The organism is Pseudomonas sp. B10 (genome assembly GCF_900156235.1).
GTDB classification, from domain to species: domain Bacteria; phylum Pseudomonadota; class Gammaproteobacteria; order Pseudomonadales; family Pseudomonadaceae; genus Aquipseudomonas; species Aquipseudomonas siliginis.
In genome coordinates this window covers 3,908,904-3,933,999 of the sequence record NZ_LT707063.1, presented here as the reverse complement: position 1 = coordinate 3,933,999, position 25,096 = coordinate 3,908,904, and the positions used below count along the sequence as shown (strand labels likewise).

The window sequence follows — 25,096 nt, the reverse complement described above, 5'->3', positions numbered from 1 at the left end:
CGATCAAAGATCGCAGCCTTCGGCAGCTCCTACAGGGGTGCATCAGGCGTTGTGGTGTTTTTCACCCCAAGCGAGCAGTCCCTGCAGCAATTCCCTGAGCACCACCCGCGTCGGTTCGGCCAGGTCGGCGCGGTAGCGGAACGGTTCGAACTCTTCCATGTAGGTGGACTGGCACAGTTCCAGTTGCAGGGCGTGGATGTTCTGCGCCGGGTCGCCGTACTGGCGGGTGATGTGCCCGCCCTTGAACCGCCCGTTCAGCACATGGGTGAACTGCGCGTGCTGCGCACAGATCGCTTCCAGTTGACTCGCCAGTTGCGCATCACAACTGGCGCCATTGAAGGTGCCGAGGTTGAAGTCTGGCAGTTTGCCGTCGAACAGGTGCGGGATGATCGAGCGGATCGAGTGCGCATCGAACAACAGCGCGTAGCCGAATTCGGCTTTCAATCGCGCCAGCTCTTGCTGCAAGGTGCGATGGTAAGGCGTCCAGATCTGCTCCAGGTAAGTCGCGCGCTCCTCTTTCGACGGTTCCAGACCTTGCTGAAACAACGGAATACCGTCGAACAACGTCGCCGGGTACAACCCGGTGGTCGCCCCGGCATACAACGGCTTGTCGTCGGACGGCCGGTTGAGGTCGATGACGAAACGCGAATACTCGGCAGCCAGGGTGCTGGCGCCCAGCTCCTCGGCAAAGTCGTAGAGCTGCGGGATATGCCAGTCGGTGTCCGGCAAACTTTTCGCGGCGGGGATCAACCCGGCTTCGACCGCCGGGGTCAGACGCACGCCGGCATGGGGCATGCTGATCAGCAACGGCACGCGGCCTTGTTTGAAACTCAGAACCTTGTCCACAACCGCCCTCCTAGAAATTCGATTCAACGCCGTGACGCACGACGCGCTTGTCCAGATCGCCACCGAGCCAATAGGCCAGATCCGCCGGACGCTCGATGTCCCACGCCACGAAATCAGCGACCTTGCCGACCTCCAGCGAGCCGTGGGTCTGCGCCATGCCCAGCGCCTGCGCGGCATGAAGGGTCGCCCCGGCCAAGGCTTCTTCCGGGGTCATGCGGAAACAGGTGCAGGCCATGTTCAGCATCAGACGCAACGACAGCGCCGGCGAGGTGCCGGGGTTGAGGTCGCTGGCGATGGCGATTTTCACCTTGTGCTTGCGCAGCGCTTCCATCGGCGGCAACTGGGTTTCGCGCAGAAAGTAGAACGCGCCCGGTAGCAGCACGGCGACGGTGTCGGCAGCGGCCATGGCGATGGCATCGTCCTCGTCCATGAACTCCAGGTGATCGGCGGACAAGGCTTTGTAGCGCGCGGCGAGGCTGGAGCCGTGCAGCGAGGACAATTGCTCGGCGTGCAGCTTCACCGGCAGTCCGAGTTGTTGCGCGGCGACGAACACCCGCTCGACCTGCTCCGGCGAAAACGCCAGGTATTCGCAGAACGCATCCACGGCATCGACCAAACCTTCGGCGGCAAGGGCCGGGAGCATCTGTTCGCAGACCAGATCGATGTATTCGTCGGCGCGATCCTTGTACTCCGGCGGCAACGCGTGCGCCGCCAGGCAAGTGCTGCGCACGCTGATCGGCAGCTCTTCGGCCAGGCGCCGGATGACCCGCAGCAGCTTGCGCTCGTTGGCCAGATCGAGACCGTAGCCGGATTTCATTTCCACCGTGGTCACGCCGTCGCGCATCAGGCTTTTCAGGCGCTTGGCGGCGCTGGCGAACAGCTCGTCTTCGCTCGCTTCACGGGTGGCGCGCACGGTGCTGGCGATGCCCCCGCCCTGCGCGGCGATCTCGGCGTAGCTGACGCCTTGCAGACGCTGCTCGAACTCGCCGCTGCGGTTGCCGCCGAACACGGTGTGGGTGTGGCAGTCGATCAGACCGGGGGTGACCCACGCACCCTGCAAATCATTGACCGCCGGGTATTCACCGGTCGGCAGTTGGGCGCGCGGGCCGATCCACTCGATCAGCGTGCCGGACGTCACGATCGCGGCATCCTCGATGATCGAATAGACCCCGTTGGCCATGGTTGCGACGTGGCAGTGTTGCCAGAGGGTTTTCATCCCGGTTCCTCTTATAGTGATCGTTCCCACGCTCTGCGTGGGAATGCAGCCCGTGACGCTCCGCGTCACTGGACGCGGAGCGTCCCTTGAGGCATTCCCACGCAGAGCGTGGGAACGATCAGTGGGTAGGGTTAAAGGCTCGGCAAAAGCTTCGCCGGCACCAGCTCGGTCAGACACCGCGACGCCAGCAATTGCGTCGCAGCATTGATGTCCGGCGCAAAGAAGCGGTCCTTCTCATAGAACGGCACTTCCTTGCGCAAAATCGCCCGCGCCTGTTCCAGCTTCGGCGAGGTCTTCAGACCGTTGCGCAGATCCAGCCCCTGCACCGCCGCCAGCCATTCCACGGCGAGAATGCCGCGAGTGTTCTCGGCCATTTCCCACAGACGCTTGCCCGCCGCTGGGGCCATCGATACGTGGTCTTCCTGGTTGGCCGAGGTCGGCAGGCTGTCCACCGAATGCGGATGGGACAACGCCTTGTTTTCGCTGGCCAACGCCGCAGCGGTGACCTGGGCGATCATGAAACCGGAGTTCACCCCGCCATTGGCCACCAGGAACGGCGGCAGTTGCGACATGTGCTTGTCCATCATCAGCGAGATGCGGCGTTCGCTCAGCGAGCCGATTTCAGCGATGGCCAGGGCCATGTTGTCAGCGGCCATGGCCACCGGCTCGGCGTGGAAGTTGCCGCCGGAAATCACGTCGCCTTCAGCGGCGAAGACCAAGGGGTTGTCGGAAACCGCGTTGGCTTCCACCGCCAGCACTTCAGCGGCCTGACGGAACTGGGTCAGGCAGGCGCCCATGACTTGCGGCTGGCAGCGCAGCGAGTACGGGTCCTGGACCTTGTCGCAGTTCTGATGCGAGGCGGAGACTTCGCTGCGCTCACCGAGCAGATCGCGGTAGGCCGCAGCGGCATCGATCTGACCTTTCTGCCCACGCGCGGCATGAATGCGCGCGTCGAACGGCGAGCGCGAACCGAGCACGGCTTCTACGGTGAGACTGCCCAGCGCCAGGGCACCGGCAAACAGGTCTTCGCCTTCGAACAAACCGCGCAGCGCAAAGGCTGTGGAAACCTGGGTACCGTTGAGCAGCGCCAGACCTTCTTTAGCCGCTAACGTCAGCGGCGCCAGGCCGGCGACTTTCAGCGCTTCGGTGGCCTCAAGCCATTCGCCCTTGTAGCGGGCCTTGCCCTCGCCCAGCAGCACCAGCGACATGTGCGCCAACGGCGCCAGATCCCCCGACGCACCGACCGAACCTTTCAACGGAATATGCGGATAGACCTCGGCATTGATCAGCGCGATCAGCGCATCGATCACCTGCCGACGGATTCCGGAAAAACCGCGGCTGAGGCTGTTGACCTTGAGCACCATGATCAGTCGCACCAGCTCATCGCTGATCGGCTGGCCGACGCCGGCCGCGTGCGAGAGCACCAGCGAACGCTGCAGGTTTTCCAGGTCTTCACTGGCGATGCGCGTCGAGGCCAGCAGACCGAAACCGGTGTTGATGCCGTAGGCGGTGCGGTTCTCGGCAAGGATCTGCTCGACGCAGGCGACGCTGGCCTCGATCTGCGCGCTGGCGCTGTTGTCGAGGGTCAGTGTGACCGGGTTCTGATAGACGTCACGCAGTTGGGCCAGGCTCAGTTGGCCGGGGATCAGGTTCAGCGCAGTCATTAAAATGCTCCTGTCAGGCATTGTTATTAACTACCAGTCGCTCCGGAGCATTCCGTTATCCGTCGTTTCTCGTCTTGTGAACGATCCACGCCTTGGCACGCTGGTATGGGTAGTTGTCAGTGCAAATTCGGTAGAACGTTGTGCGGCAGATTCGGGTCTTTCAGCACGGTCGCAGCGGCAACGATATCCGGCGCCAGCCAGCGATCCTGATCGTAGGCTGGGACCGTTTCGCGCAGCAGTTTCCACGCGCAGTCAGTGCCCACGCCAAAGCGCTGTTCCTTGAGGAATTCAAACGCCTGCGCCGCCAGCAGGTATTCAATCGCGAGGATCTGCGTGCAGTTTTCCAGCGCGCGATGCAGCTTCAGCGCGGCGTTGGTGCCCATGCTCAGGTGATCTTCCTGCAGGCCCGAGGTGATGTAGTTGTCGAGTACCGCCGGTTGCGCCAATTGACGGTTTTCCGCACACAGCGAGGCGGCGACGTATTGCACGATCATCATCCCCGAGTTGACCCCGGGATTGGCCACCAGAAACGCCGGCAGACCGCTGACGTACGGATTGACCAAACGGTCCAGACGGCGCTCGGCAATCGAGCCGATTTCGGCCATGGCAATCGCCAGCAGATCCGCCGCCATCGCCACGGATTGACCGTGCGGGTTGGCCTGCGACATCACCCGGAAATTGTCCGGGGTGCCGAGCAGTAACGGGTTGTCGGTGCAGCCGTTGAGTTCGGCTTCCACCTGTTTGATTGCGTGCTCCAGTTGATCACGCGCGGCGCCATGCACCTGCGGGATCGAACGAATGCTCAGCGCGTCCTGAGTGCGAATGCCTTTGCTCGCGGCAATCACTTCGCTGCCATCGAGCAAGGCGCGTAGGTTGTTGCCGACCTGCTGCATGCCCGGATGCGGCTTGAGCGCAATGATCTCGGCATCGAAGGCATCGATCTGGCCGCGCTGGGCTTCGAAACTCATCGCACCAATGACATCGGCCCATTGCAGCAGCCGCGTGGCATCGGCAATCGCCAGACAACTGAGGCCGGTCATGCACGGCGTGCCGTTGACCAGGCACAAGCCATCCTTCGCGCCGAGCTGCACAGGTTGCAGGCCCTCCTCGGCCAGCGCCTGTTGCGCCGAAATGATCTGCCCGCGATAACTGACATTGCCAACGCCGAGCAGCGCGATGCCGATGTGCGCCATGTGCGTCAGGTAGCCCACCGAACCCTGCGACGGCACCTGCGGGGTGATGCCGCGATTGAGCAGCGCCAGCAGCCCTTCGACCACACGCCGATGCAGGCCGGACTTGCCGTGGCTGTAGTTGTGGATCGCGGCGCAGATGATTGCGCGGGTCTGCTCGTCGCTGAGCACCGGGCCGACACCGCAGGCATGGCTGAGCAAGGTGTTGCGCGAGAGTTGGCTGAGCTGTTCGTCCTGCAGCGAGACGTTGGACAGACCGCCCAGACCGGTGTTGACTCCATAGGCGCGCTCGCCGCTGGCGACGATGCGCTGGACGATGGCCTGAGCGTTGTCGATGCGCGCCCAGGTTTCGCTGGACAGTTCCAGTGGCGCACCGTGCCGGGCGACGGCGACCACGTCCTGCCAACGCAGAGGGCTGCCTGTGATAACGATTTTTTCAGCCTGGGACATCTAAAACCTCATACCAATTCTGTTGATGCCGGTAACCCTGTGGCGAGGGGATTTATCCCCGTTGGGTGGCGAAGCCACCCCAAACCATGCCCGCAAATCCGTCAGACAGACCGCTGTGGCCGCTTTTACGACTGCTTCGCAGCCGAACGGGGATAAATCCCTCACCACATAGGCCACTCAGTGTCACACCACCGCCGCCCGCCGCTGCACGAACCGGTCGACATACTCATCCGCCGGCGAGTGCAGGATCTCTCTTGGCGTGCCCACCTGGATCAACCGGCCATCCTTGAGAATCGCGATGCGATTGCCGATGCGCACGGCTTCGTCGAGGTCGTGGGTGATGAAGACGATGGTTTTGTGCAGGGTCTTTTGCAGTTCCAGCAACTGGTCCTGCATCTCGGCGCGGATCAGCGGGTCCAGCGCACTGAACGCTTCGTCCATCAGGATGATGTCGGTGTCCGCCGCCAATGCACGGGCGAGGCCGACGCGCTGACGCATGCCGCCGGAGAGCTGGTGCGGGTATTTGTTTTCGTAGCCTTTGAGACCGACGGTGTTGATCCAGTGCAGCGCGCGTTCGGCGCAGACCTGCTTGCTCTCGCCGCGCACTTTCAGGCCGTAGGCGACGTTATCGAGCACGGTTTTGTGCGGCAGCAGACCGAAGCTCTGGAACACCATGCTGATCTTGTGTCGACGAAATTCGCGCAGGGCGTCCATGTCGTACTGCAGGATGTCCTCGCCATCGACCAGAATCGCCCCGCTGGTGGGGTCGATCAGCCGATTGAAGTGCCGTACCAGGGTGGATTTGCCCGAGCCGGACAGGCCCATGATCACAAAGATTTCGCCGGTGCCGATACTCAGCGACAAGTCGTTCACGCCGACCACGCAACCGGTTTCGCTGAGCACCTGGTCCTTGCTCTTGCCCTGGCCGACCATGGCCAGCGCATCCTTGGCGCGGTTGCCGAAAATCTTGAAGACGTTGCGCACTTCGATCTTGCTCACGCTTGCGTTGCTCATTTGCTCACCTCATGGCGTGGCCGACCGTACGCTTGAGTGATGCGGTCGATGACCACCGCGAGAATCACGATCGCCAGGCCGGCTTCGAGGCCACGGCCGACGTTAAGGGTCTGAATCCCCACCAGCACGTCTTCACCGAGGCCACGGGCGCCGATCATCGAGGCGATCACCACCATCGACAGGGCCATCATCGTGGTCTGGTTGATCCCGGCCATGATGCTTGGCAGCGCCAGCGGCAGTTGCACGCCGAACAGTTGCTGCCAGCGGTTGGCGCCGAAGGCGTTGATCGCTTCCATCACTTCACCGTCAACCTGGCGAATGCCCAGATCAGTCAAGCGAATAAGCGGCGGCGCGGCGTAGATCACCGTGGCGAAAATCGCCGGCACCTTGCCCAGGCCGAACAGCATCAGCACCGGAATCAGGTACACGAAACTCGGCATGGTCTGCATGATGTCGAGCAGCGGCATCAGCACCGAACGCAGGCGATTGCTGCGCGCCGAGAGGATCCCCAGCGGGATGCCGATCAGCACCGAAATGATCGTCGCGACCATCATCAGCGCCAGGGTCTGCATGAGTTTTTCCCACAGGCCGACCGCGCCCACCAGAAACAACAGACCGACAATCACGGCGGTGGTGACGACCTTGCGCGTGGCGTGCCAGGCGATGACACCGACGATTGCCAGCATCAACCACCACGGCGCCGCACGCAGCAAACCTTCGAGACTGACAATGGCCCACAGCAGCGTGTCGGAGATATGCCGGAACACGTCGCCGTAGTTGGTCACCAGCGAATCGACCCAACCGTTGACCCAGTCGGCGATGGAAAAGGTAAAGCTTTCGGGAAACATAAGGGACTCTCAATCAAGGGGTTGCGATCAAGCGTCCGGCTGCCGTGCTGGCAGCCGGGAAACCTGACCTACAAGGCCGCGTCGATTTTCTTGGCTGCGTCGTCGCTCACCCATGCGTGCCAGACTTCAGGATGTTCCTTGAGGAACATTTTCGCCAGTTTTGCCGACTCGATACGTTCCTTGGCCATGCGCCCGAGGTTCTGATTGAGCAGGTCGATCGGCAGGTTGACTTTCTCCAGCACGGCGACCAGTTCCGGGGCTTCGTCGTGGAAGGTTTTCGACAGGCCGACCTTGATGCTGACGGTCTTGTCGACGCCGGGTTTCTCTTCCAGTTTGACTGCATCGATCTGGCCCATCAGCGGCGTCGGCGACCAGTAGTAGAAGAGGATCGGCTCGCCGCGCTTGTAGCTCGACAGCACCGCCGCATCCAGCGCAGGTCCGGTGCCTGGACGGAAGTTGGTGTAGCTGTTTTCCAGACCGTAGCTCTTGAGCATTTCGCTGTTGTCGAGCTCGCAGGTCCAGCCGGCCGGGCAGTTATAGAAGCGGCCCTTGGATGGCTCTTCGGCGTCCTTGAACACGGCGGAATACTTGCCCAGGTCAGCGATGTTTTTCAGGTCCGGGGCTTTCGCCTCAAGCTTGCGCTTGGCGTCGCCTTCGATCACGTAACGCGGCACGTACCAGCCTTCGACAGCGCCCACCACCGGTGCACCGACGCCAACGACCTTGCCGGCCTTCTCGGCCTTGTTCCAGACCTCGCTGCGGCCGACCCACTCTTCGGCAAACACTTGAATATCGTTACTGCTCAGGGCGTTTTCCATGGTGATGGAATTGCCCGGCAGGCTGTCGGTCTTGCAGCCGTAACCTTTCTCCAGCACCACTTGCATAACGTCGGTCAGGAGCATGCCGCTTTCCCAGTTCAGCCCGGCGAATTTCACCGGTTTGCCCGATTCGCACCAGCCGGCGGCTTGCGTCGCACCGGCACTGGCCAACAGGCCCATGGACAGCAATGTGGTCAGCAGGGTCTTGTTCGATTTCATTGTCGTGACGCTCCTAATCATGAATGGGCTTACGGCAGTTCAAGAGGCATCCAGCCTGGTCCACGTCCAGATCAGGCCTGCGCCGCAGCGCGACCGGCCCCGCTCGTTTTTGCTTGTAGGGTGCTGTTCTGCTCGACCGGCAGAATCAGGCGATCGGGCACGGTGCTGTGCCATTTCTTTGCGCAGAAGTAATAGACGGCGGCCGGGAGAACCAGGCCGATGATCCAAGAGATATCCACATCCCCCAGCGCTGCTACCAGCGGCCCGGTGTAGAACTTGGTCGAGATGAACGGCAGCTGCACCAGTACACCGAACACATAGACGCTGATGCCGAGCAGGTTCCAGCGTCCGTAGCGACCGTTCGGATCGGCCAGCGCCGGCACGTCGTAGCGCTCGCGGGTAATGCAGTAGTAGTCGACCAGATTGATCGCGCTCCACGGGGTGAAGAAGGCGAGCAGAAACAGGATGAACGACTTGAACGCACCGAGGAACGAGTGCTGCCCGAGCAGGGCAATCAGCGTCGCCGCGCCGACGATGAACAGCACGAAGATCAGCCGCTGCATGCGCGTCACCGTCAGGTGCCCTTTGAAGCCACTGATGATGGTGGCGATGCACATGAAGCTGCCGTAGGAGTTCAGCGTCGAAATGGTCACCTTGCCGAACGCGATGCTGAAATACAGCAGCGCGGCGGTGGCGCCGGTGCCGCCTAAACCAACGATGTAAGCGACTTCGTGACCGGCGAATTGACCATTGGCCGAAGCGGCGGCAAATACACCGAGAATCATCGCGACTTGCGCGCCGATCACTGAACCTGCGCCAGCGGCGAAAAAGGTTTTCACCGATGAAGTGGCGCTCGGCAGGTAACGCGAGTAGTCCGCTACATACGGGCCGAAAGCGATCTGCCAGGACGCCGCCAACGACACCGCCAGCAGAAAGCTGCTCCAGCTGAAATGACGAATCTGCAGGAGCGCACCAACGTCGGTCTGGCTCATCAGCCGCCAGAACAGGAACACAAAAGCGATCACGCCAATCACGCTGGCGACGCGGCCGATCCAGTGGATCACCCGATAGCCGAGCACTGTGACCAGCACGATGACACTGGCGAAAATCAGGATGCCAACACTGTCGCTGACACCGAACAACTGCCCCAGCGCCTGCCCGGACAGCACCGTTCCGGTGGCGGTGAAGCCGAGGTACATCAGGCACACCAGCACGATCGGAATCGCTGCGCCATAAACGCCGAATTGCACACGGCTGGAGATCATCTGCGGCAAGCCCAGTTTCGGTCCCTGCGCGGCATGCAGCGCCATCACACCACCGCCGAGCAACTGACCGATCAACAGACCGATCAGCGACCAGAACACATCACCGCCGAGCACCACAGCCAAGGCCCCGGTGACGATCGCAGTGATCTGCAGGTTGGCGCCCATCCACAGGGTGAACTGACTGAACAGACGACCGTGTCTTTCCGCTTCCGGGATGTAGTCGATCGAACGCCTTTCGATCAACGGAGTACTGCCTGCACGTTCGTTGTTAACCGCCATGATTCAACCTCTGTGGATTGCTATTCGGGTTCACTGAAATTCCTCTGTGGGAGCGAGCCTGCTCGCGAATCGGTGTATCAGGCACAGCAGTAGCGACTGACACGACGCCTTCGCGAGCAGGCTCGCTCCCACATAAAACCAGAGCGTGTTACCCGCCAGTGATCATCGGCAGATTCAGCCCCTGCTCTTTCGCGCAGTCGATGGCGATCTGGTAACCGGCATCCGCATGGCGCATGACGCCGGTAGCCGGGTCGTTGTGCAGCACGCGAGCGATGCGCTCGGCGGCTTCATCGGTACCGTCGCAGACGATCACCATCCCCGAATGTTGCGAGAAGCCCATGCCGACCCCGCCGCCGTGGTGCAAAGACACCCAGGTCGCGCCGCTGGCGGTGTTCAGCAGGGCGTTGAGCAGCGGCCAATCGGAGACGGCGTCGGAACCGTCCTGCATCGATTCGGTTTCGCGGTTGGGGCTGGCCACCGAGCCGGAGTCGAGATGGTCGCGACCGATCACCACCGGGGCCGACAGCTCACCGCTACGGACCATTTCGTTGAAGGCCAGACCGAGCTTGGCGCGCTGGCCCAGACCGACCCAGCAGATACGTGCCGGCAGACCCTGGAAGCTGATGCGCTCGCGGGCCATGTCCAGCCAGTTGTGCAAATGCGCGTCGTCCGGGATCAGCTCTTTGACCTTGGCGTCGGTTTTGTAGATGTCCTGTGGATCACCCGACAGCGCCGCCCAACGGAACGGGCCGATGCCACGGCAGAACAGCGGACGGATGTAGGCCGGCACGAAGCCCGGGAAATCGAAAGCGTTTTCGACGCCTTCTTCCTGAGCCATCTGACGGATGTTGTTGCCGTAGTCGAAGGTCGGAATGCCTTGCTTCTGGAACTCCAGCATGGCTTTGACGTGCACCGCCATCGACTGCTTGGCGGCTTTGATCACAGCGGCCGGTTCGGTCTTGGCGCGGGCGCGGTACTCGTCCCAGCTCCAGCCGGCCGGCAGGTAGCCGTTGAGCGGGTCGTGGGCGCTGGTCTGGTCGGTGACCATGTCCGGGCGCACGCCGCGCTTGACCAGCTCCGGCAGGATTTCCGCCGCGTTGCCGAGCAGCGCGATGGAAATCGCTTTGCCTTCTTTGGTGTATTTGTCGATACGCGCTAAAGCGTCGTCGAGGTCTTTGGCTTGCTCATCGACGTAACGGCTCTTCAGGCGGAAATCGATGCTGACTTGCTGGCATTCGATGTTCAGCGAGCAGGCGCCGGCCAGGGTGGCGGCCAGCGGTTGCGCGCCGCCCATGCCACCGAGGCCGGCGGTCAACACCCAGCGACCCTTCAGGTCAGCGTTGTAATGCTGGCGGCCGGCTTCGACGAAGGTTTCGTAGGTGCCCTGAACGATGCCCTGGCTGCCGATGTAGATCCAGCTGCCGGCGGTCATCTGGCCGTACATGGCCAGGCCTTTGGCGTCGAGTTCGTTGAAGTGTTCCCAGCTCGCCCAGTGCGGCACCAGGTTGGAGTTGGCGATCAGCACGCGCGGCGCGTTGCTATGAGTCTTGAATACGCCGACCGGCTTGCCCGACTGCACCAGCAGGGTTTCGTCGTCGTTCAGATTAGTCAGGCTTTCGACGATCTTGTCGTAGCACTCCCAGTTCCGCGCAGCGCGGCCGATGCCACCGTAGACCACCAGTTCCTTCGGGTTCTCGGCGACTTCCGGGTCGAGGTTGTTCATCAACATGCGCAGCGGCGCTTCAGTCAGCCAGCTCTTGGCGGTCAGCGTGTTACCGCGTGCGGCGCGGATCTGCACGTCACGAAACTTGTTGCTGTTCTGGGTATTGTCAGTCACGAAAAAGACTCCTCAGCGATCAATTCAAACCAACCCTGGCAGTGGGCAGCAGCCTGCGCGCTGTGCTGCGCGACAAGCGAATCAGTGGACGCTGCGGAGAGTCTCGACCGACTCATACGCATACGTCTTTACTTGTACATACAAGCATATGCAATCGAGCGGCCAACTTGTTGGAGGAGTGTTCAGGAAAAATCACGGGCATGGCTGGAGAGCGCCTGAATCGAGGGTTCTGGCGTGGATGAAATTTTCCGGGAGGAGATTCTGAGGAGATGCGGCTGGGCCAAGTGAGCGTGTTTTTGCGCCACGCTGGGGCGTTCGGTAACAAGTTGGTGCGTGGAGGGAAACAAGAGTGGGGATGGCTTGTGGCGAGGGGATTTATCCCCACTGGGCTGCGCAGCAGACCGCTTTTTTCAATCTGGAATGAGGCCGCTTCGCGACCCAGCGGGGATAAATCCCCTCGCCACAGGGTGTGTTCAGTTCTGGAGGAGTTCGATCACGCAGCATGCGGCGTTGGTGGAGACTTCGACCAGCCCGCTGTTACCGTCCAGTTGCAGGCAATCATGCCGACCGAGCTGCGAAACGCCGTCGCCAACAAGCACGTCCATCCGCTCACTGACACTGAACACCAGCAGCGTCGATACCGAGCTGAAGAACCGCTGCTCGCCGTCCAGCCACTGCAACCGCGCGCTGTAACGTTGCGGCGCATAGATCAGATTGAAATCGCGAATCGCACCGCCGAGCAAGGTGCAGGACACTTGGCTTTCGCCGCTGAAAGCAAACGGGTCCAGGGGTAACAATGGCCGGGTATCGTCACCGTCGACGCACAAGGTCATGCCGTCGCCCTGCAACACGGTGATGACTCGCTGGTAACCGGCGAATGTCGAGAAACCGCCCGACTCGGTGATGTCGGCAATCGACAGACGCCAGCCGAAACCGTCCAGGCCAGCGCCGGCATCACGGGTGATTTCCTCTGTACTGCCGCCGCCGTTTTTCCACGGCATGCGCGGGTAGCCTTCGGCGCGTAGAACCTTCACTTGATAATTCATTTATGAAAGCGCCCTTCCAGACGATGACGTGAGCCCGGGTGGATCAAACGCGCCGCCGTCACCGGTTGACGCCCCGACCAGGTTCGCCGGCGGATCAGCAGGCACGGCTCGCCCTTTTCGATCTGCAGCAACTTGCACTCCGACGGCTCGGCAAGAATCGCTTCGACCACGTGCTCGCCCTCGGTCAGCGGCGCGACCTGATTGAGATAGGCATAGGGCGTTTGCAGGGTGAAATCCTGCTTGAGGTATTCCGGCGCGACCAGGGCGTTGACGAAACGGTCTTCGATCTGCACCGGAATGTCGTTTTCGTAATGCACGATCAGCGAGTGAAAGACCTTCTGACCTTCGCGCATGTCCAGCGCCAGCGCGCGTTCGGAACCGGCGGCCTCTTCTTCGAGGGTGATGACCTGGCAGGTGTGGCGATGGCCGCGCGAGGCGATTTCATCGGCGATGTTGTGCACTTCGAACAGCGCAGACTGGCTCTTCGGTTCGGCGACAAACGTGCCCACGCCTTGCATGCGCACCAACAGGCCGTCGGCGGTCATCTCGCGCAGGGCGCGGTTGATGGTCATGCGGCTGAAGCCGAGCTGGCTGACCAGTTCGCTTTCGGACGGCACGCGGTAGTGCGGCGGCCAGTTACCGCTGTCGATCTGCTGGGTGATCATCTGTTTGACGCGGGCGTACAAGGGCGCCGGACTGTCGCCCATGTTCGCGGCCAACGGAGAAACTGGAGGCGGAGTCGGCACGGTTGATCCCTGTTCATTGGATGAAAGTGACTAGCTTGCCGGAGTTTACCGAGCAGGCAAACGTCTGTATATGTATATACAAATAACACACGATGGGGTGCCGAACGATGTCCGCCTTCTTTGCCGAACGCGCACTGCTGCCTAACGGATGGGCCAACAATGTACGTCTCGAGGTCAGCGCCGATGGCCTGCTGACCCGAATCCAGGCCGATTCCAGCGCAGACGGCGCCGAACGGCTGCGCGGGCCGTTGCTGCCGGGAATGCCCAATCTGCACTCCCACGCCTTCCAGCGTGCCATGGCTGGATTGGCCGAAGTGGCCGGCAACCCCAACGACAGTTTCTGGACCTGGCGCGATCTGATGTATCGCCTCGTCGGAAAAATCAGCCCGGATCAGCTCGGCATCATCGCCCGTCAGCTGTACATCGAAATGCTCAAGGCCGGTTACACCTCGGTCGCCGAATTTCACTATGTGCACCACGACAGCAACGGCCAGCCGTATGCCGATCCTGCCGAACTGGCTTTGCGTATCAGCCAGGCCGCCAGCGAAAGCGGCATCGGTCTGACCCTGCTGCCAGTGCTCTACAGTCATTCCGGTTTCGGTGGGCAAACACCTAACGATGGCCAGCGTCGCTTTATCAACAGCACTGAGAACTATCTGAATCTGCAAGCGCGTTTGCAGCCATTACTGGCGCAGCAGAAGGCACAATCGCTGGGCCTGTGTTTCCACTCGCTGCGGGCGGTGACGCCACAACAAATCAGCGAAGTGTTGGCGGCCAGTGACAAACAATGCCCGGTGCACATACACATCGCCGAACAGCAAAAGGAAGTCGACGACTGCCTGAGCTGGAGCGGTCGTCGTCCGCTGCAATGGCTTTATGAGAATACTGAAGTCGATCAGCGCTGGTGTCTGGTCCACGCCACCCACGCCAACCCGGAAGAAGTCACGCTGATGGCCAACAGTCGCGCGATCGCCGGGCTGTGCCTGACCACTGAAGCAAATCTGGGCGACGGAATTTTTCCGGCGGTGGACTTTCTTGCCCAGGGCGGGCGCATGGGCATTGGCTCCGACAGCCATGTGTCGTTGAGCGTGGTGGAAGAGTTGCGCTGGCTGGAATATGGCCAGCGCCTGCGTGATCAGCGGCGCAATCGCTTGTATGGCGCGCAGCAGCCGATGGTCGGTCGCACCCTGTATGACGCGGCGCTGGACGGCGGTGCACAGGCACTGGGGCAGCCGATCGGCGCGCTGGAAGTGGGCAAGCGCGCGGACTGGATTGTCCTGGACGGTAGCGATCCGTATCTGGCGACGGCCAATGGCGACGGGATTCTGAATCGCTGGTTGTTCGCCGGCGGCGATCGCCAAGTGCGCGATGTGCTGGTCAATGGTCAGTGGGTGGTGCGCGATGGACGGCATGCCGGCGAAGAGCAAAGCGCCCGAGCTTTCACCCAGGTCCTGCGTGATCTCTTGGGCTGACCCAAAACCAAACTGTGGGAGCGAGCCTGCTCGCGAAAGCGGTGTATCAGTCAACATTCATATCGACTGATACACCCTCTTCGCGAGCAGGCTCGCCCCCACATTTGATTTGCATAGCGGCTTAATTGGATGTCTTGGCCATCTGCCGATCCGACGCCCGCCAGATCAGGCGTGTGGTGTCGTAACCCTGCTGACGCGCCTTGCTCAGCAATTCTTCACGCACTACGCCGTTGACGGTCGGTGTGCGTGACAGCAGCCACAGGTACTTGCGACTCGGATCGCCGACGATGGCGGTTTTGTAATCGTCGCTGACGTACAACACCCAGTACTCGCCCTTAGCCACACCCGGCACCAGGCGCGAGAACCAGTTATCGAATTCGACCCAGAGCTTGTCGGTCTTGCCCGGCACTTGTGGATAAGCCGTGCCCTTGGCTTCTTCCCACTGCCACTCCGGAGTCAGGCAACGGTTGAGCACGCCGACATTACCGTCAGGCTTGAGGGTGTAATGGGCTTCGGATTGCGCACAGTGGCGCTGGAAGTACATCGGCAAGCGGGCCAGTTCATACCAGGTGCCCTGATAACGCTTGAGATTGACGCTGTTGACGGTCTTGGGCGCCAACGGGTCGACGCCGGAAGTGGCGCAGCCAGCCAGTACCAGGCCAGCAAAAAGGATCAGCAATAACCGCTTCATTTTTTTCTCCGTGGGCGCGAAGCCCCGGTTTACTTCAGGCCTTGGCCGGAAAACATCAGCACTTTGTCACCGGCGTATTGCACGCTGATAAAGCTGTTCTTGTCGCCCCAGGTGCAGCTGGACATACCGAGCGCGCCCGAGCAATCGGTGGGCTTGCCGAGAAGGGTTTCCACTTCGGACTTGGCCATGCCGGCCGAGAGCTTGGAGTAGTTTTCCTGATTGACCTTGCTGCATGCGGCCAACAGCACGCAAAACGACAGCAGGGCGATAGATCGCAGCGACATGGTGAAACTCCTGGAACGAGGGGGGATGGCATGGTGCCAACCAGAAGCTTAGAAGAGAAAAGTGTCATCTGGTTCCGTGACCGAACGCCTATTTATCAGCCCGCCCGTCCGGCTTTTGCCGGTAAATCAAAAACTTTGTGAAGCCGTCGAGCATTTCGTCGACTTTCCCTGCAAGCGCCTAATCTTTGGCGCGGCGCGGTCGAAAATAAGAGCAGCGCAACGCTGCCGAATATGGCAAATTGCCGCCCCTTCCTGACCAGCCCCTTCGCGGTAGTTCATTCGATGACCAGAAACATGAAATTCAGCCACAAGATTTTGCTGGCTGCTGCCCTTGTGGTGGCCGTTGCGTTCGCCTGTTTCATCTTCTTCAACGACTATCGCCAGCGTCAGGCCTTGAGCAGCAGCACCGAGGCGACCATGCAGGAGCTGGGCAGCCTGACCACCAGCAACATCCAGACCTGGCTGGAAAGTCGGATTCAACTGCTGCAATCGCTGTCGCAGCAAGTCGCCGTCGACGGCAACGCGCCCGCCAGCCTGAAGCGCATCATCGACCTGCCCGCCTACACCGGCAATTTCCAGCTCAGCTATTTCGGTGGCGCTGACGGCGTGATGTTCTCGGTGCCGGCCGGCAACCGTGCGCCGGACTACGACCCACGGGCGCGTGGTTGGTACAAAGCGGCCAACAGCGCGCAGCAGACCATCGTCACCGAACCGTACATAGCCGCTTCGTCGGGCAAACTGGTGATCACCGTCGCCACCCCGGTGCAGCGTCAGGGCCAAATGCTCGGCGTCGCCGGTGCCGACATCGATCTGACCAGCGTCAGCGCGATCATCAACTCGCTGAACTTCGGCGGCCACGGTCACGCATTCATCGTCAGCGCCGAAGGCAAGATTTTGATTCACCCGGACAGCAAACTGGTGCTCAAAACACTGGCCGAGGCCTATCCGAACGGCGCGCCTCAAGTCAGCCCGGGTCTGAAAGAAGTCGAGTTCGACGGCAAGACCCAGTTGATTTCGTTCACTCGCGTCAACGGAGTGCCGTCGGCTGACTGGTACGTGGCGCTGGTGCTCGACAAAGACACCGCGTTCTCGATGCTCAGCGAATTCCGCACCTCGGCACTGATCGCCATGGTCATCGCCGTGCTGATCATCATCGGCCTGCTCGGCATGCTGATTCGCGTGCTGATGCAACCGCTGCTGACCATGGGCCGTGCGATGCATGACATCGCTGAAGGCGAAGGCGACCTGACCAAACGGCTGGTGATTCACGGCAACGATGAATTCGGCGCACTGGGTACGTCGTTCAACCGCTTCGTCGAACGCATTCATACGTCGATCCGTGAAGTGTCCTCGGCCACCGGCCAGGTCAACGAAGTCGCCTTGCGTGTGGTCGCTGCCTCGAACTCGTCGATGTACAACTCCGACCAGCAGGCCAGCCGCACCAACAGCGTCGCCGCCGCGATCAATCAGCTCGGCGCCGCCGCTCAGGAAATCGCCCAGAACGCCGCCCTCGCCTCGCAGCATTCCAGCGATGCGCGCAGCCTCGCGGTCGACGGCCAGCAGGTGGTGGATAGAACCATCCACGCCATGCAACAGCTGTCGGCAAAGATCAGCGATTCCTGCGGCAACATCGAAACGCTGAACAGCAACACGGTGAACATCGGCCAGATTCTCGAAGTGATCACCAGCATCTCCCAGCAGACCAACCTGCTCGCGCTCAACGCCGCCATCGAAGCCGCGCGCGCCGGTGAAGCCGGACGCGGTTTCGCCGTGGTCGCCGACGAGGTGCGCAACCTCGCGCACCGCACCCAGGATTCGGCGCAGCAAGTGCAGAAGATGATCGAAGAGTTGCAGGTCGGCGCACGTCAGGCAGTAACCATCATGACCGAGAGCCAGCGCGAGAGCGAAAGCAGCGTCGGCATCGCCAACCAGGCCGGCGAGCGTCTGGGCAGCGTGACCCAGCGCATCGGCGAAATCGACGGCATGAACCAGTCGGTGGCCACCGCGACTGAAGAGCAGACGGCTGTGGTCGAGTCGATCAACGTTGATATCAACGAGATCAACACGCTGAATCAGGAAGGCGTGGAGAACTTGCAGGCGACGTTGCGCGCCTGTTCGGATCTTGAGCAGCAGGCGGCGCGGTTGAAGCATCTGGTCGGCAGCTTCAGGATTTAAGCTGCGGCCTCAGGCCTCTTCGCGAGCAGGCTCGCTTCCACAGTGGAATGCATTTCAATTGTGGGGGCGAGCCTGCTCGCGAAAGCGGCATGAGCCGCACTGAAAATTCAAAATCTTGAACCGGGCCTGGACAGAAACTCCAACTCCTCAGTCGTAGACTTCCGCCCCAACACCGAATTGCGGTGCGGAAATCTTCCAAACTGCGCAATCACCTTCCGATGCCGCTCGGCATAGTCCAGGTTATCGGCAAACACCGCCCGCTCCGACTCTGGCTGTTCAGCCACCAATTCAATAAATCTGGAAACGGCTTCGTTCTGCACTGCGAGGTTTTCGCAGTGTTCGAACACCAGATAAATGAACACACGCTGAATCGGTTTCAACTGACGATCGAAATCCGCTGCAATGCCTTGAGCGACGAGCTTCTGTGCGAGCAGATCACCGGAAAACGCTTTGGGGGTGTCGCGATAGATCATGCGTGGCAGTTGATCAAGCAACAGCACCACCGCCAGCCAACCTTCGGGACATTGCGTCCACTCGGTCAATTCGCCGGCCAGGGCCTGATCGACAAAGACCCCGAAACGCGTCTGCGCTTCGAGGTCCTGGCTGTTTCGCTTGCCGAACCACAACTTGCCCTTTTCAGCCGCTACTTCGCTGGCTGATTCGGCGTGTCCGAACCACCAGTCGAGCAACGGCTGCCAGGGCGCGTGCATGGTTTATTCCTTGTGGTAGGCCGTAGCGCGGGCGACTTCTTCTTTCGAACCGAGGAACACTGCAACGCGCTGGTGCAGGCCTTCCGGCTGAATGTCGAGAATGCGCTGGTGACCGTCGGTGGACGCGCCGCCGGCTTGTTCGACGAGGAACGACATCGGGTTGGCTTCATACATCAGGCGCAGCTTGCCCGGTTTCGACGGCTCGCGGCTGTCGCGCGGGTACATGAACAGACCGCCACGGGTCAGGATGCGGTGGACGTCGGCAACCATCGCCGCGACCCAACGCATGTTGTAGTTCTTCTTCAACGGGCCTTCTTCACCGGCCAGCAGCTCGCCGACATAGCGCTGCACCGGGGCTTCCCAGTGACGCTGGTTGGACATGTTGATGGCGAATTCCTGGGTGGTTTCCGGGATGGTGATGTCTTCGTGAGTCAGGACGAAGCTGCCCATTTCGCGATCGAGGGTGAAGCCTTTGACGCCGTCGCCCAGGGTCAGCACCAGCATGGTCTGCGGGCCGTAGATGGCGTAGCCGGCGGCCACTTGCTGGGTGCCTGGCTGCAGGAAAGCTTTTTCGTTCAGCGGCTCGTTCTGGCTCAGGTATTCGTTCGGGCAACGCAGTACCGAGAAGATCGTGCCGACCGGGGCATTGATGTCGATGTTCGACGAGCCGTCCAGTGGGTCGAACACCAGCAGGTACGCGCCTTTCGGGTATTTGCCCGGGATCTGGTAGGCGTTGTCCATTTCTTCGGACGCCATGCCGGCCAGGTGACCGCCCCATTCGTTGGCTTCGAGCAGGATCTCGTTAGAGATCACGTCGAGCTTCTTCTGCACTTCGCCTTGCACGTTCTCGGTGCCCATGCTGCCCAGAACACCACCCAGGGCGCCTTTGGACACGGCGTGGCTGATCTCCTTGCAGGCACGCGCTACCACTTCGATCAAAAAGCGCAGATCGGCAGGAGTGTTGTTGCTGCGGGTCTGCTCAATCAAATAGCGACTCAAGGTAACGCGGGACATGGACGGCTCCGGTGGAATGGGGGGCGGAAAACCCGCGCAGTTTACAGGGAGTCTGAAAACCTAGCGAGCGAAGACGCCGGCTAACGTGCGCCTGGGTGTATTTGCCTGTATGAGACGTGATTGTCGGTGGAGAGTTCAGGTGTCGGATTGAGCGTAGTTCGGTTCGGCATGAGCGATTGAAGATTTTCAGTGTCTGCCCGGGCGCTTTCGCGAGCAGGCTCGCTCCCACAATGGAATGCATTGCCCTGTGGGAGCGAGCCTACTCGCGAACGGCGCAAAGCGCCGCCATGCTCAGGTGTTGGCAGGCGGCTTGCGCAACAGGCTGAACGCCATCGCCCCGAGAAACACCACACTGAGCAGCAACACTGCCCACAAGCCGAACTTCTTCCAGTTGGTCCCGGCCACCGCAGCCGTCGTCGCCGTTGAGGTTTGCGTGGCCACTGCTTCGCCCTGCACCGTCGCCTTGCCCAGGCTCGCCAGCTTTTCTGGCTTGAAGTCCGGAATCAACGTTGCCAGCGGCAGGTTCGCCGTTTTCACCGTGGCATTGCCCAAGGCCAGACTGTACGGCCCTTCGCCCCGGGCGAGGAAGATCACCTGCGTGGCGCGCACCGCATATTTCAGGTCCGGCGCCTGCTCACCCAGACCGCCGCCGCGCTCATCCACGGTCAGCTTGAGTTGCTGCACGGTCTGCCCGGACAGCGGGATTTCGTTCTGCACTACGTCCTGATTGTTCTGGCTCAGGCGATACAGCAAACCACTGTTCAGTGGCTGCCATGGCAAGTTGCTCTCGCGCCGGCCGGCCAACGTGACCGGCGCCAGACTGTTTGGCTGTTTCAGCTCGATCTGCACCCGCTCGACATTCAGCCCCATCGGCAGCTGCCACATGTATTCCCCGGACTTGGTGCTGCTGCCGGCCACGCTGGGCGACCAGACCAAGGGCAGCGGCAGGTTGCGCGGGTCGCTGCTTTTCAATTGCGCCGACGTCAGGACGGGCGCCGAACCCGGCGACTCCCACAGCAGGCGCACATAGCGCGCGGTCTGCCCCGGCAGGGTCACTTCATGCTGTTCGATGCGCTCATCGGAAAAGGTCAGCCGCGCCACTTGGCCCTCGCCCCATGACTGCCAGTGCTGCAGATCGTCGCTGGCCTCGATACTGAAACGCTGGAAACCGTCGCGCTCGCTGGTCCAGTCGAGGATCAACTGCTGCAACGGTGCCTTTATCGCACTGGCATCGAGCAGCCAGCCGCGCAGCACTTCTTCGCCCGCCTCCAGCTGCGAGGACGGTTGCACTTCGACCAAGGTGCCGTTGGTGGTCGACTGCACGCGCACATTCGGCGCGCGCTCGCTGGCGTCGGCGGCGTTGTACAGCGGGAACCATTTGACCTCGTGCAGCTTGCCGTCGTCGCGGGTCTGCGCCGATTCGCGAGCCAAGGCATAGGCCTGCGCTTCGCCGGCGGAGTTGAACACACGCAGGTCGCTGAGATCGGTCTGGCGCGCCTGCAATTGCGCGCTCAGCGGCAAGTCGAGGCGATACCACGGGCCATTGCCGCTCACCGTCAACGGCAACTGCGTGGCGAAGTCCGCCGGTTTTTCCTGAGCACCAGCGACCATCACCACGCCCAGCGCCAACCACCCCAGATTCAGCATGCGACTCAAGATGCAACTCCTTCGGTATCCGGCGCGGGTTTGTCCGCCACCGGTTCAGCCTCGACGCGTTTGGGTGGCAGCGGCGCGAAGTAGCCAACCACCAGCAGCAATACGCCGACACCGATAAACGAGACGATCCGGGCGAGACCGCCACGGTTGCTCAGTTCGACAAAAATCAGCTTGGCCACCACCAGCGCAATCAGCGCCGCGCCGATCAGCCACACTTCGCGGCGATGGCGCAGATGGCCGCCGATCATCAGTCCCAGCGCCATCAACGTCCAGACGATCGACAGGCCGGCCTGCACCAGCATCGACGCGAGCAGTTGATCGAGCTCGAACGGAATGCCGGCCCAGTGATGCGCCGCGCGGGTGACCAGTGCGGTGCAGAAGGCAAACAGCGACACACCGGCGATCAGTTGCGTGGCGTGGTCGGCGTAGTCCTGGCGGATCGACAACTGCGCAACCGCGCTGCGCGACCAGACGTATACGCCGAACAGCGCAAACAGCAGCCCCAACTCCAACGGATTAAGCAGCGGCACGTAAGGCAACGGCTCGGCATTGCCATCGCTGACGCCATTGGCCAGCCAGAACCACGCCAGCATCAGCACCGCCAGCGGTGCCGCCGCATACAAGCGGTACTCCCGAGCAAATGCGGCCACCGGCCACGGCCAGTTGCGCGGTGCAGCCATCAGCAACAGATAGAAGCTCGGCAGAATCGCCCAGCCCAGCCAGCGCCACGCGTTGTATTGCTCGGACAACAGCAGCAGGCCGTAACGCAACTCCAGCGCCAGCACGCCAATCAGCAGCCAGCAACCGAGCACATGGGCCGCACTCAATGCGCGCGCCGGCAACAGCGATGCCAAGCGGCGCAGGCTGAAGAAGTGCACCGCGAACAGCGCCGGCCACGCCAGCCAGCCAAAGTCGGCAGCCGGGTGATAGCGTGCATGCCACGCGCCGAGCAAAACCAGCGCCGCCGCCGGAATCAGCAAGGTGCAGAGCAACCCCAGCGCCGGCCATTTCAACCGCAGTGACAACAGCGTCCACAGCGCCACACTGATCGCAGCGACCAGCAGCAACAATGTGCCTTGCAGGTTCGGCGAAGCGAAACGCAGGATCTCGCTGACCCATGCCAGCGTCCACCAACCGGCGCCCCAGACCAGCAGCACTTGCGACAAGCGCTGCAAACTCAAGGCTTCGAAAGCACTGGCATGGTTGCCCAATTGCAAGCGCCACGCGCCGATCAGCGCGGCCAGCCCCAGCACCAGTGGCGTCCAGAACCCTCCATGGGCCAACGGTTTCAACCCTTCGCTAGACAGCGACCCGAGCCATTCGGGGCCGGCGAGCAGAAACGCTGCGCCGCCGACCACCTGCAACAGCAGGCCGAAAACGAAACTCAGACGCTGTTGCAGGTACAGGCTCAGCCAGATGATCAGCAAACCGCTGGCCGCCCACACCGCACTCGCGGTTTGCCACGGCAGCACGAACAGCACCGCCAGATTGATCAGCACCAAGCCGGCCAGCAGCACCACCGACAAGCCGCGCAGCAGGCGCACATCGCCGCGCACCATCTCGTCCCGCGCCGCCAGCAGCATGCCGCCAATCAAGGCCAGACCGATCAAGGACGCACTGAGCAAACCGCTCCAGCCAGCGCTGAACACCGCCGTCGAATCTTCGCCGGCCGTTTGCAGGCGCAGCAGGAACAACGCGCCGCCCAGCAACTGCACGGCGAACGCGGTGAACAGGAATGTGCGTGATTGAATCCGCAAGCCGACAAACAACGTTGCCAAGCCGGCCAAGGCCCAACTGATCGCCGTGCCCTGGATGAACAGGAACAACGGTGCCAGCAGATACAGGAACGTCAGGCCCAGACACGCCAGCACTGGCAGTCCTTGCCTTTCCCACGGCAATTTTTGCTCGGGCGTAGCCTTGCGCAGTTGGAAGAAACTGAACAGCAACGCGGCGCCAAGCATCAGCGCGCCCAGCGGTGCGCCGTCGAGCAGGCTGCTCTCGCCGGGCTGCAACTGGCTGAGAAATGCCAGCGCCGACCCCAGTTGCAGCAGTAAGGCAAAGGCCCGGGCAAACGGTCGATGCTGACGTAAACCAAGCCAGAAAATCCCTGCGCCTTCAACGGCCCACGCCGCAGAAGTCCAGCGCGCATCGAGCCCCAGCGGAATCGCGAGACTGGCAAAAATCACTCCCAGTGCCAGGCAGGTTTCACCTAGCAGCATCGCGCGCCCGCCCATCAAAACTTTGGCCAGCGCCATATAGATCATGCCCAGCGCCAACGCACTGAACGCCGCCGCAAATTCGAGGTGCTGGACCAACGCAAACTGCAAACCGAAGCCAATGATCGGCGGGCCGAACAGCATGGTGCCGTCGACATAATCACCCTTGCGGGCCGACCATTGCAGCAGCGCCTCGCGATCAGCCTCCGCCGGAGCATCCTGCAGGTCGCGCAATTTGCGCCGGGCGAAGAGCAGGCCGATGGCGAGGTACATGAGGAAAAACACAATCAGGAACGGCTCGGTGCTCCACAGCAGCTCCGGCGTGTAGGAACGCAGGCCCCAGGCGAAACCGATACCGAAGGTGCCGACGAAACCGATCAGGTTGAGCAGGCGCCAGGCCTTGAACCAGGCGATGGCGAGAATGCCTGCGTTGAGCAAGGCGAAATAACTGAACAGTGCGACGTGATTGCCTTCGCCGGTAGAAGTCAGAATCGGCGCGGCGAAACCACCGAGTACCGCCGCTGCGGCCAACCCCAGCGCGTCCTGGGTAATCGCCAGAATGGCCGAGAACACCGTCACCGCGACCAGCAGGCCCAGCGCGGCAGAAGGATCAAGCAACGGATGCAGACGCATCGCCGCAAACACCGTCAGGTACAACACCGCGATCCCGGTGCCTTGCAGCATCAACGCATAGCTGCTGTTGCGTCGGCGCAGCCACCAGCCCAGCGCAAGCAGAGCCAACGCCGCTGCCGCGACGCCGGCGTATCGCAACTCGATCGGCACCACCATGCCTTCAGTGGCGTAACGCAGTAAAAATGCCAGACCGAAAAACAGCAGCACCACACCGACGCGCAGCACTGTATTGCCGCCAAACAGCCAGTTGCGCGCAGCGCCGATGCCGCGTTCGATCAGGTTCGGGCCACGGGGTTCGGCGGGTTTTTGTGGTGGTGCAACGGGAGCCGGTTCGGCGCGCCAGACATCGGCGGGCAGCGGCTGGCTGGTTTCGCGGGCGACGGCGGAAATTGGTTCGAGTTCGGGGGGCAGTTCCCAGATCAGCTCAGGGGTCGGGGCAGCCTGCTCAGCCATTTCGACAGGTTCGGCGACTGGCTCGGCTTCAGGTGGCGGCGCGGGCGCATGCGAGGGCGAACCCTCCAGCACAAACAGCCGCTGAGCCACGCCTTGCAAGGCTTCGCGCACCTGCTCGAGTTGACGCTGTTGCTCCGCCGCCTGCGAGCCAAGGCGCGCAATGCGTAGCGCCTGGCCAATGACCAGCCCCAGCAGCGCACCCAACAGCGCGCCGCTGAATGACTCATCGAGCAGTCCACCGAGCACCAGCCCGATCAACATGAACATCCATTGCATGGTCGATATCCCTAAGCAGCCCCGGGGCGGGGCGATTCCGGCGATGGCTTCAGTCTAGGCACAAACCGTGTGGGAGCG

At 61.7% G+C, this 25,096-nt stretch carries 19 protein-coding genes; 2 read left to right on the top strand and 17 right to left on the bottom strand.

Annotation, left to right across the window (positions count from 1 at the left end; translation table 11 throughout):
* Positions 1-42: 42 nt before the first annotated feature.
* The 11 genes from hutG to hutC all read right to left on the bottom strand — a co-directional run bounded on the left by hutG (position 43) and on the right by hutC (position 13,399).
* Positions 43-846, bottom strand: coding sequence for an N-formylglutamate deformylase (hutG, locus tag BXA01_RS17880; RefSeq protein WP_076565199.1), 804 nt, complete (start codon positions 844-846; stop codon positions 43-45).
* Between the two features lie 10 nt (positions 847-856).
* Complete coding sequence (hutI, locus tag BXA01_RS17875) at positions 857-2,062, bottom strand: imidazolonepropionase (protein WP_076565197.1); 1,206 nt, start codon at positions 2,060-2,062, stop codon at positions 857-859.
* A gap of 131 nt (positions 2,063-2,193) precedes the next feature.
* Positions 2,194-3,726 (bottom strand): histidine ammonia-lyase, encoded by a 1,533-nt coding sequence (hutH, locus tag BXA01_RS17870; protein WP_076565195.1) that lies wholly within the window; start codon positions 3,724-3,726, stop codon positions 2,194-2,196.
* Positions 3,727-3,842: 116 nt separating this feature from the next.
* Positions 3,843-5,366: a histidine ammonia-lyase gene (hutH, locus tag BXA01_RS17865; protein WP_076565193.1), complete on the bottom strand. Its 1,524-nt coding sequence runs from the start codon at positions 5,364-5,366 to the stop codon at positions 3,843-3,845.
* A 183-nt stretch (positions 5,367-5,549) separates the two neighbouring features.
* On the bottom strand, positions 5,550-6,380 hold the full coding sequence (locus BXA01_RS17860) for a quaternary amine ABC transporter ATP-binding protein (RefSeq protein WP_076565191.1): 831 nt from the start codon (positions 6,378-6,380) through the stop codon (positions 5,550-5,552).
* On the bottom strand, positions 6,377-7,228 hold the full coding sequence (locus BXA01_RS17855; RefSeq protein ID WP_076565189.1) for an ABC transporter permease: 852 nt from the start codon (positions 7,226-7,228) through the stop codon (positions 6,377-6,379). Before BXA01_RS17855 ends, BXA01_RS17860 begins: the two co-directional genes overlap by 4 nt.
* A gap of 68 nt (positions 7,229-7,296) precedes the next feature.
* Positions 7,297-8,265: an ABC transporter substrate-binding protein gene (locus BXA01_RS17850; RefSeq protein WP_076565187.1), complete on the bottom strand. Its 969-nt coding sequence runs from the start codon at positions 8,263-8,265 to the stop codon at positions 7,297-7,299.
* 71 nt (positions 8,266-8,336) lie between these two features.
* Positions 8,337-9,809: a purine-cytosine permease family protein gene (locus BXA01_RS17845; RefSeq protein WP_076565185.1), complete on the bottom strand. Its 1,473-nt coding sequence runs from the start codon at positions 9,807-9,809 to the stop codon at positions 8,337-8,339.
* A gap of 148 nt (positions 9,810-9,957) precedes the next feature.
* Complete coding sequence (hutU, locus tag BXA01_RS17840; protein ID WP_016772090.1) at positions 9,958-11,646, bottom strand: urocanate hydratase; 1,689 nt, start codon at positions 11,644-11,646, stop codon at positions 9,958-9,960.
* A gap of 473 nt (positions 11,647-12,119) precedes the next feature.
* Positions 12,120-12,692 (bottom strand): HutD/Ves family protein, encoded by a 573-nt coding sequence (locus BXA01_RS17835; RefSeq protein ID WP_076565183.1) that lies wholly within the window; start codon positions 12,690-12,692, stop codon positions 12,120-12,122.
* Positions 12,689-13,399: a histidine utilization repressor gene (gene hutC / locus BXA01_RS17830; RefSeq protein ID WP_162803449.1), complete on the bottom strand. Its 711-nt coding sequence runs from the start codon at positions 13,397-13,399 to the stop codon at positions 12,689-12,691. Before hutC ends, BXA01_RS17835 begins: the two co-directional genes overlap by 4 nt.
* A 146-nt stretch (positions 13,400-13,545) precedes the next feature.
* Between hutC and BXA01_RS17825 the strand changes: the two genes are divergently transcribed.
* Positions 13,546-14,910, top strand: a complete 1,365-nt coding sequence (locus BXA01_RS17825) for a formimidoylglutamate deiminase (protein ID WP_076565181.1) — start codon at positions 13,546-13,548, stop codon at positions 14,908-14,910.
* A 121-nt stretch (positions 14,911-15,031) separates the two neighbouring features.
* Here BXA01_RS17825 and BXA01_RS17820 read toward each other — a convergent pair whose 3' ends face one another.
* Together BXA01_RS17820 and BXA01_RS17815 are read right to left on the bottom strand one after the other, a co-directional pair.
* Positions 15,032-15,601, bottom strand: a complete 570-nt coding sequence (locus tag BXA01_RS17820; protein WP_016772094.1) for a lipocalin family protein — start codon at positions 15,599-15,601, stop codon at positions 15,032-15,034.
* Between the two features lie 29 nt (positions 15,602-15,630).
* Positions 15,631-15,885, bottom strand: coding sequence for a hypothetical protein (locus BXA01_RS17815; protein WP_016772095.1), 255 nt, complete (start codon positions 15,883-15,885; stop codon positions 15,631-15,633).
* A gap of 282 nt (positions 15,886-16,167) precedes the next feature.
* Between BXA01_RS17815 and BXA01_RS17810 the strand changes: the two genes are divergently transcribed.
* The gene (locus tag BXA01_RS17810) at positions 16,168-18,060 is read left to right on the top strand and encodes a methyl-accepting chemotaxis protein (protein WP_197685567.1); all 1,893 of its coding nucleotides are present in this window, start codon (positions 16,168-16,170) and stop codon (positions 18,058-18,060) included.
* A 107-nt stretch (positions 18,061-18,167) separates the two neighbouring features.
* On the opposite strand, the gene BXA01_RS17805 is transcribed toward BXA01_RS17810, so the two are convergent.
* From BXA01_RS17805 to BXA01_RS17790, 4 genes are all read right to left on the bottom strand, one after another.
* A complete protein-coding gene (locus BXA01_RS17805) occupies positions 18,168-18,770 on the bottom strand; it encodes a DUF924 family protein (protein ID WP_076565177.1) in 603 nt (200 codons plus the stop codon).
* A 3-nt stretch (positions 18,771-18,773) separates the two neighbouring features.
* Positions 18,774-19,784, bottom strand: coding sequence for a class 1 fructose-bisphosphatase (locus tag BXA01_RS17800; protein ID WP_016772098.1), 1,011 nt, complete (start codon positions 19,782-19,784; stop codon positions 18,774-18,776).
* Positions 19,785-20,075: 291 nt separating this feature from the next.
* Positions 20,076-21,440, bottom strand: a complete 1,365-nt coding sequence (locus BXA01_RS17795) for a DUF3999 domain-containing protein (protein WP_076565175.1) — start codon at positions 21,438-21,440, stop codon at positions 20,076-20,078.
* Entirely contained in the window at positions 21,437-25,018 is a 3,582-nt protein-coding gene (locus BXA01_RS17790) for a DUF2339 domain-containing protein (protein ID WP_076565173.1), read from the bottom strand. The genes BXA01_RS17795 and BXA01_RS17790 overlap by 4 nt, the downstream gene beginning before the upstream one ends.
* Positions 25,019-25,096: the final 78 nt, after the last annotated feature.

Excerpts from the sequence above, each read along its gene's own strand:
- hutI (WP_076565197.1), bottom strand. The coding sequence starts at position 2,062 with ATGAAAACCCTCTGGCAACACTGCCACGTCGCAACCATGGCCAACGGG.
- hutH (WP_076565195.1), bottom strand. The coding sequence starts at position 3,726 with ATGACTGCGCTGAACCTGATCCCCGGCCAACTGAGCCTGGCCCAACTG.
- hutH (WP_076565193.1), bottom strand. The coding sequence starts at position 5,366 with ATGTCCCAGGCTGAAAAAATCGTTATCACAGGCAGCCCTCTGCGTTGG.
- BXA01_RS17860 (WP_076565191.1), bottom strand. The coding sequence starts at position 6,380 with ATGAGCAACGCAAGCGTGAGCAAGATCGAAGTGCGCAACGTCTTCAAG.
- BXA01_RS17855 (WP_076565189.1), bottom strand. The coding sequence starts at position 7,228 with ATGTTTCCCGAAAGCTTTACCTTTTCCATCGCCGACTGGGTCAACGGT.
- BXA01_RS17850 (WP_076565187.1), bottom strand. The coding sequence starts at position 8,265 with ATGAAATCGAACAAGACCCTGCTGACCACATTGCTGTCCATGGGCCTG.
- BXA01_RS17845 (WP_076565185.1), bottom strand. The coding sequence starts at position 9,809 with ATGGCGGTTAACAACGAACGTGCAGGCAGTACTCCGTTGATCGAAAGG.
- BXA01_RS17835 (WP_076565183.1), bottom strand. The coding sequence starts at position 12,692 with ATGAATTATCAAGTGAAGGTTCTACGCGCCGAAGGCTACCCGCGCATG.
- hutC (WP_162803449.1), bottom strand. The coding sequence starts at position 13,399 with ATGGGCGACAGTCCGGCGCCCTTGTACGCCCGCGTCAAACAGATGATC.
- BXA01_RS17825 (WP_076565181.1), top strand. The coding sequence starts at position 13,546 with ATGTCCGCCTTCTTTGCCGAACGCGCACTGCTGCCTAACGGATGGGCC.
- BXA01_RS17820 (WP_016772094.1), bottom strand. The coding sequence starts at position 15,601 with ATGAAGCGGTTATTGCTGATCCTTTTTGCTGGCCTGGTACTGGCTGGC.
- BXA01_RS17815 (WP_016772095.1), bottom strand. The coding sequence starts at position 15,885 with ATGTCGCTGCGATCTATCGCCCTGCTGTCGTTTTGCGTGCTGTTGGCC.
- BXA01_RS17810 (WP_197685567.1), top strand. The coding sequence starts at position 16,168 with ATGACCAGAAACATGAAATTCAGCCACAAGATTTTGCTGGCTGCTGCC.
- BXA01_RS17805 (WP_076565177.1), bottom strand. The coding sequence starts at position 18,770 with ATGCACGCGCCCTGGCAGCCGTTGCTCGACTGGTGGTTCGGACACGCC.
- BXA01_RS17800 (WP_016772098.1), bottom strand. The coding sequence starts at position 19,784 with ATGTCCCGCGTTACCTTGAGTCGCTATTTGATTGAGCAGACCCGCAGC.
- BXA01_RS17790 (WP_076565173.1), bottom strand. The coding sequence starts at position 25,018 with ATGCAATGGATGTTCATGTTGATCGGGCTGGTGCTCGGTGGACTGCTC.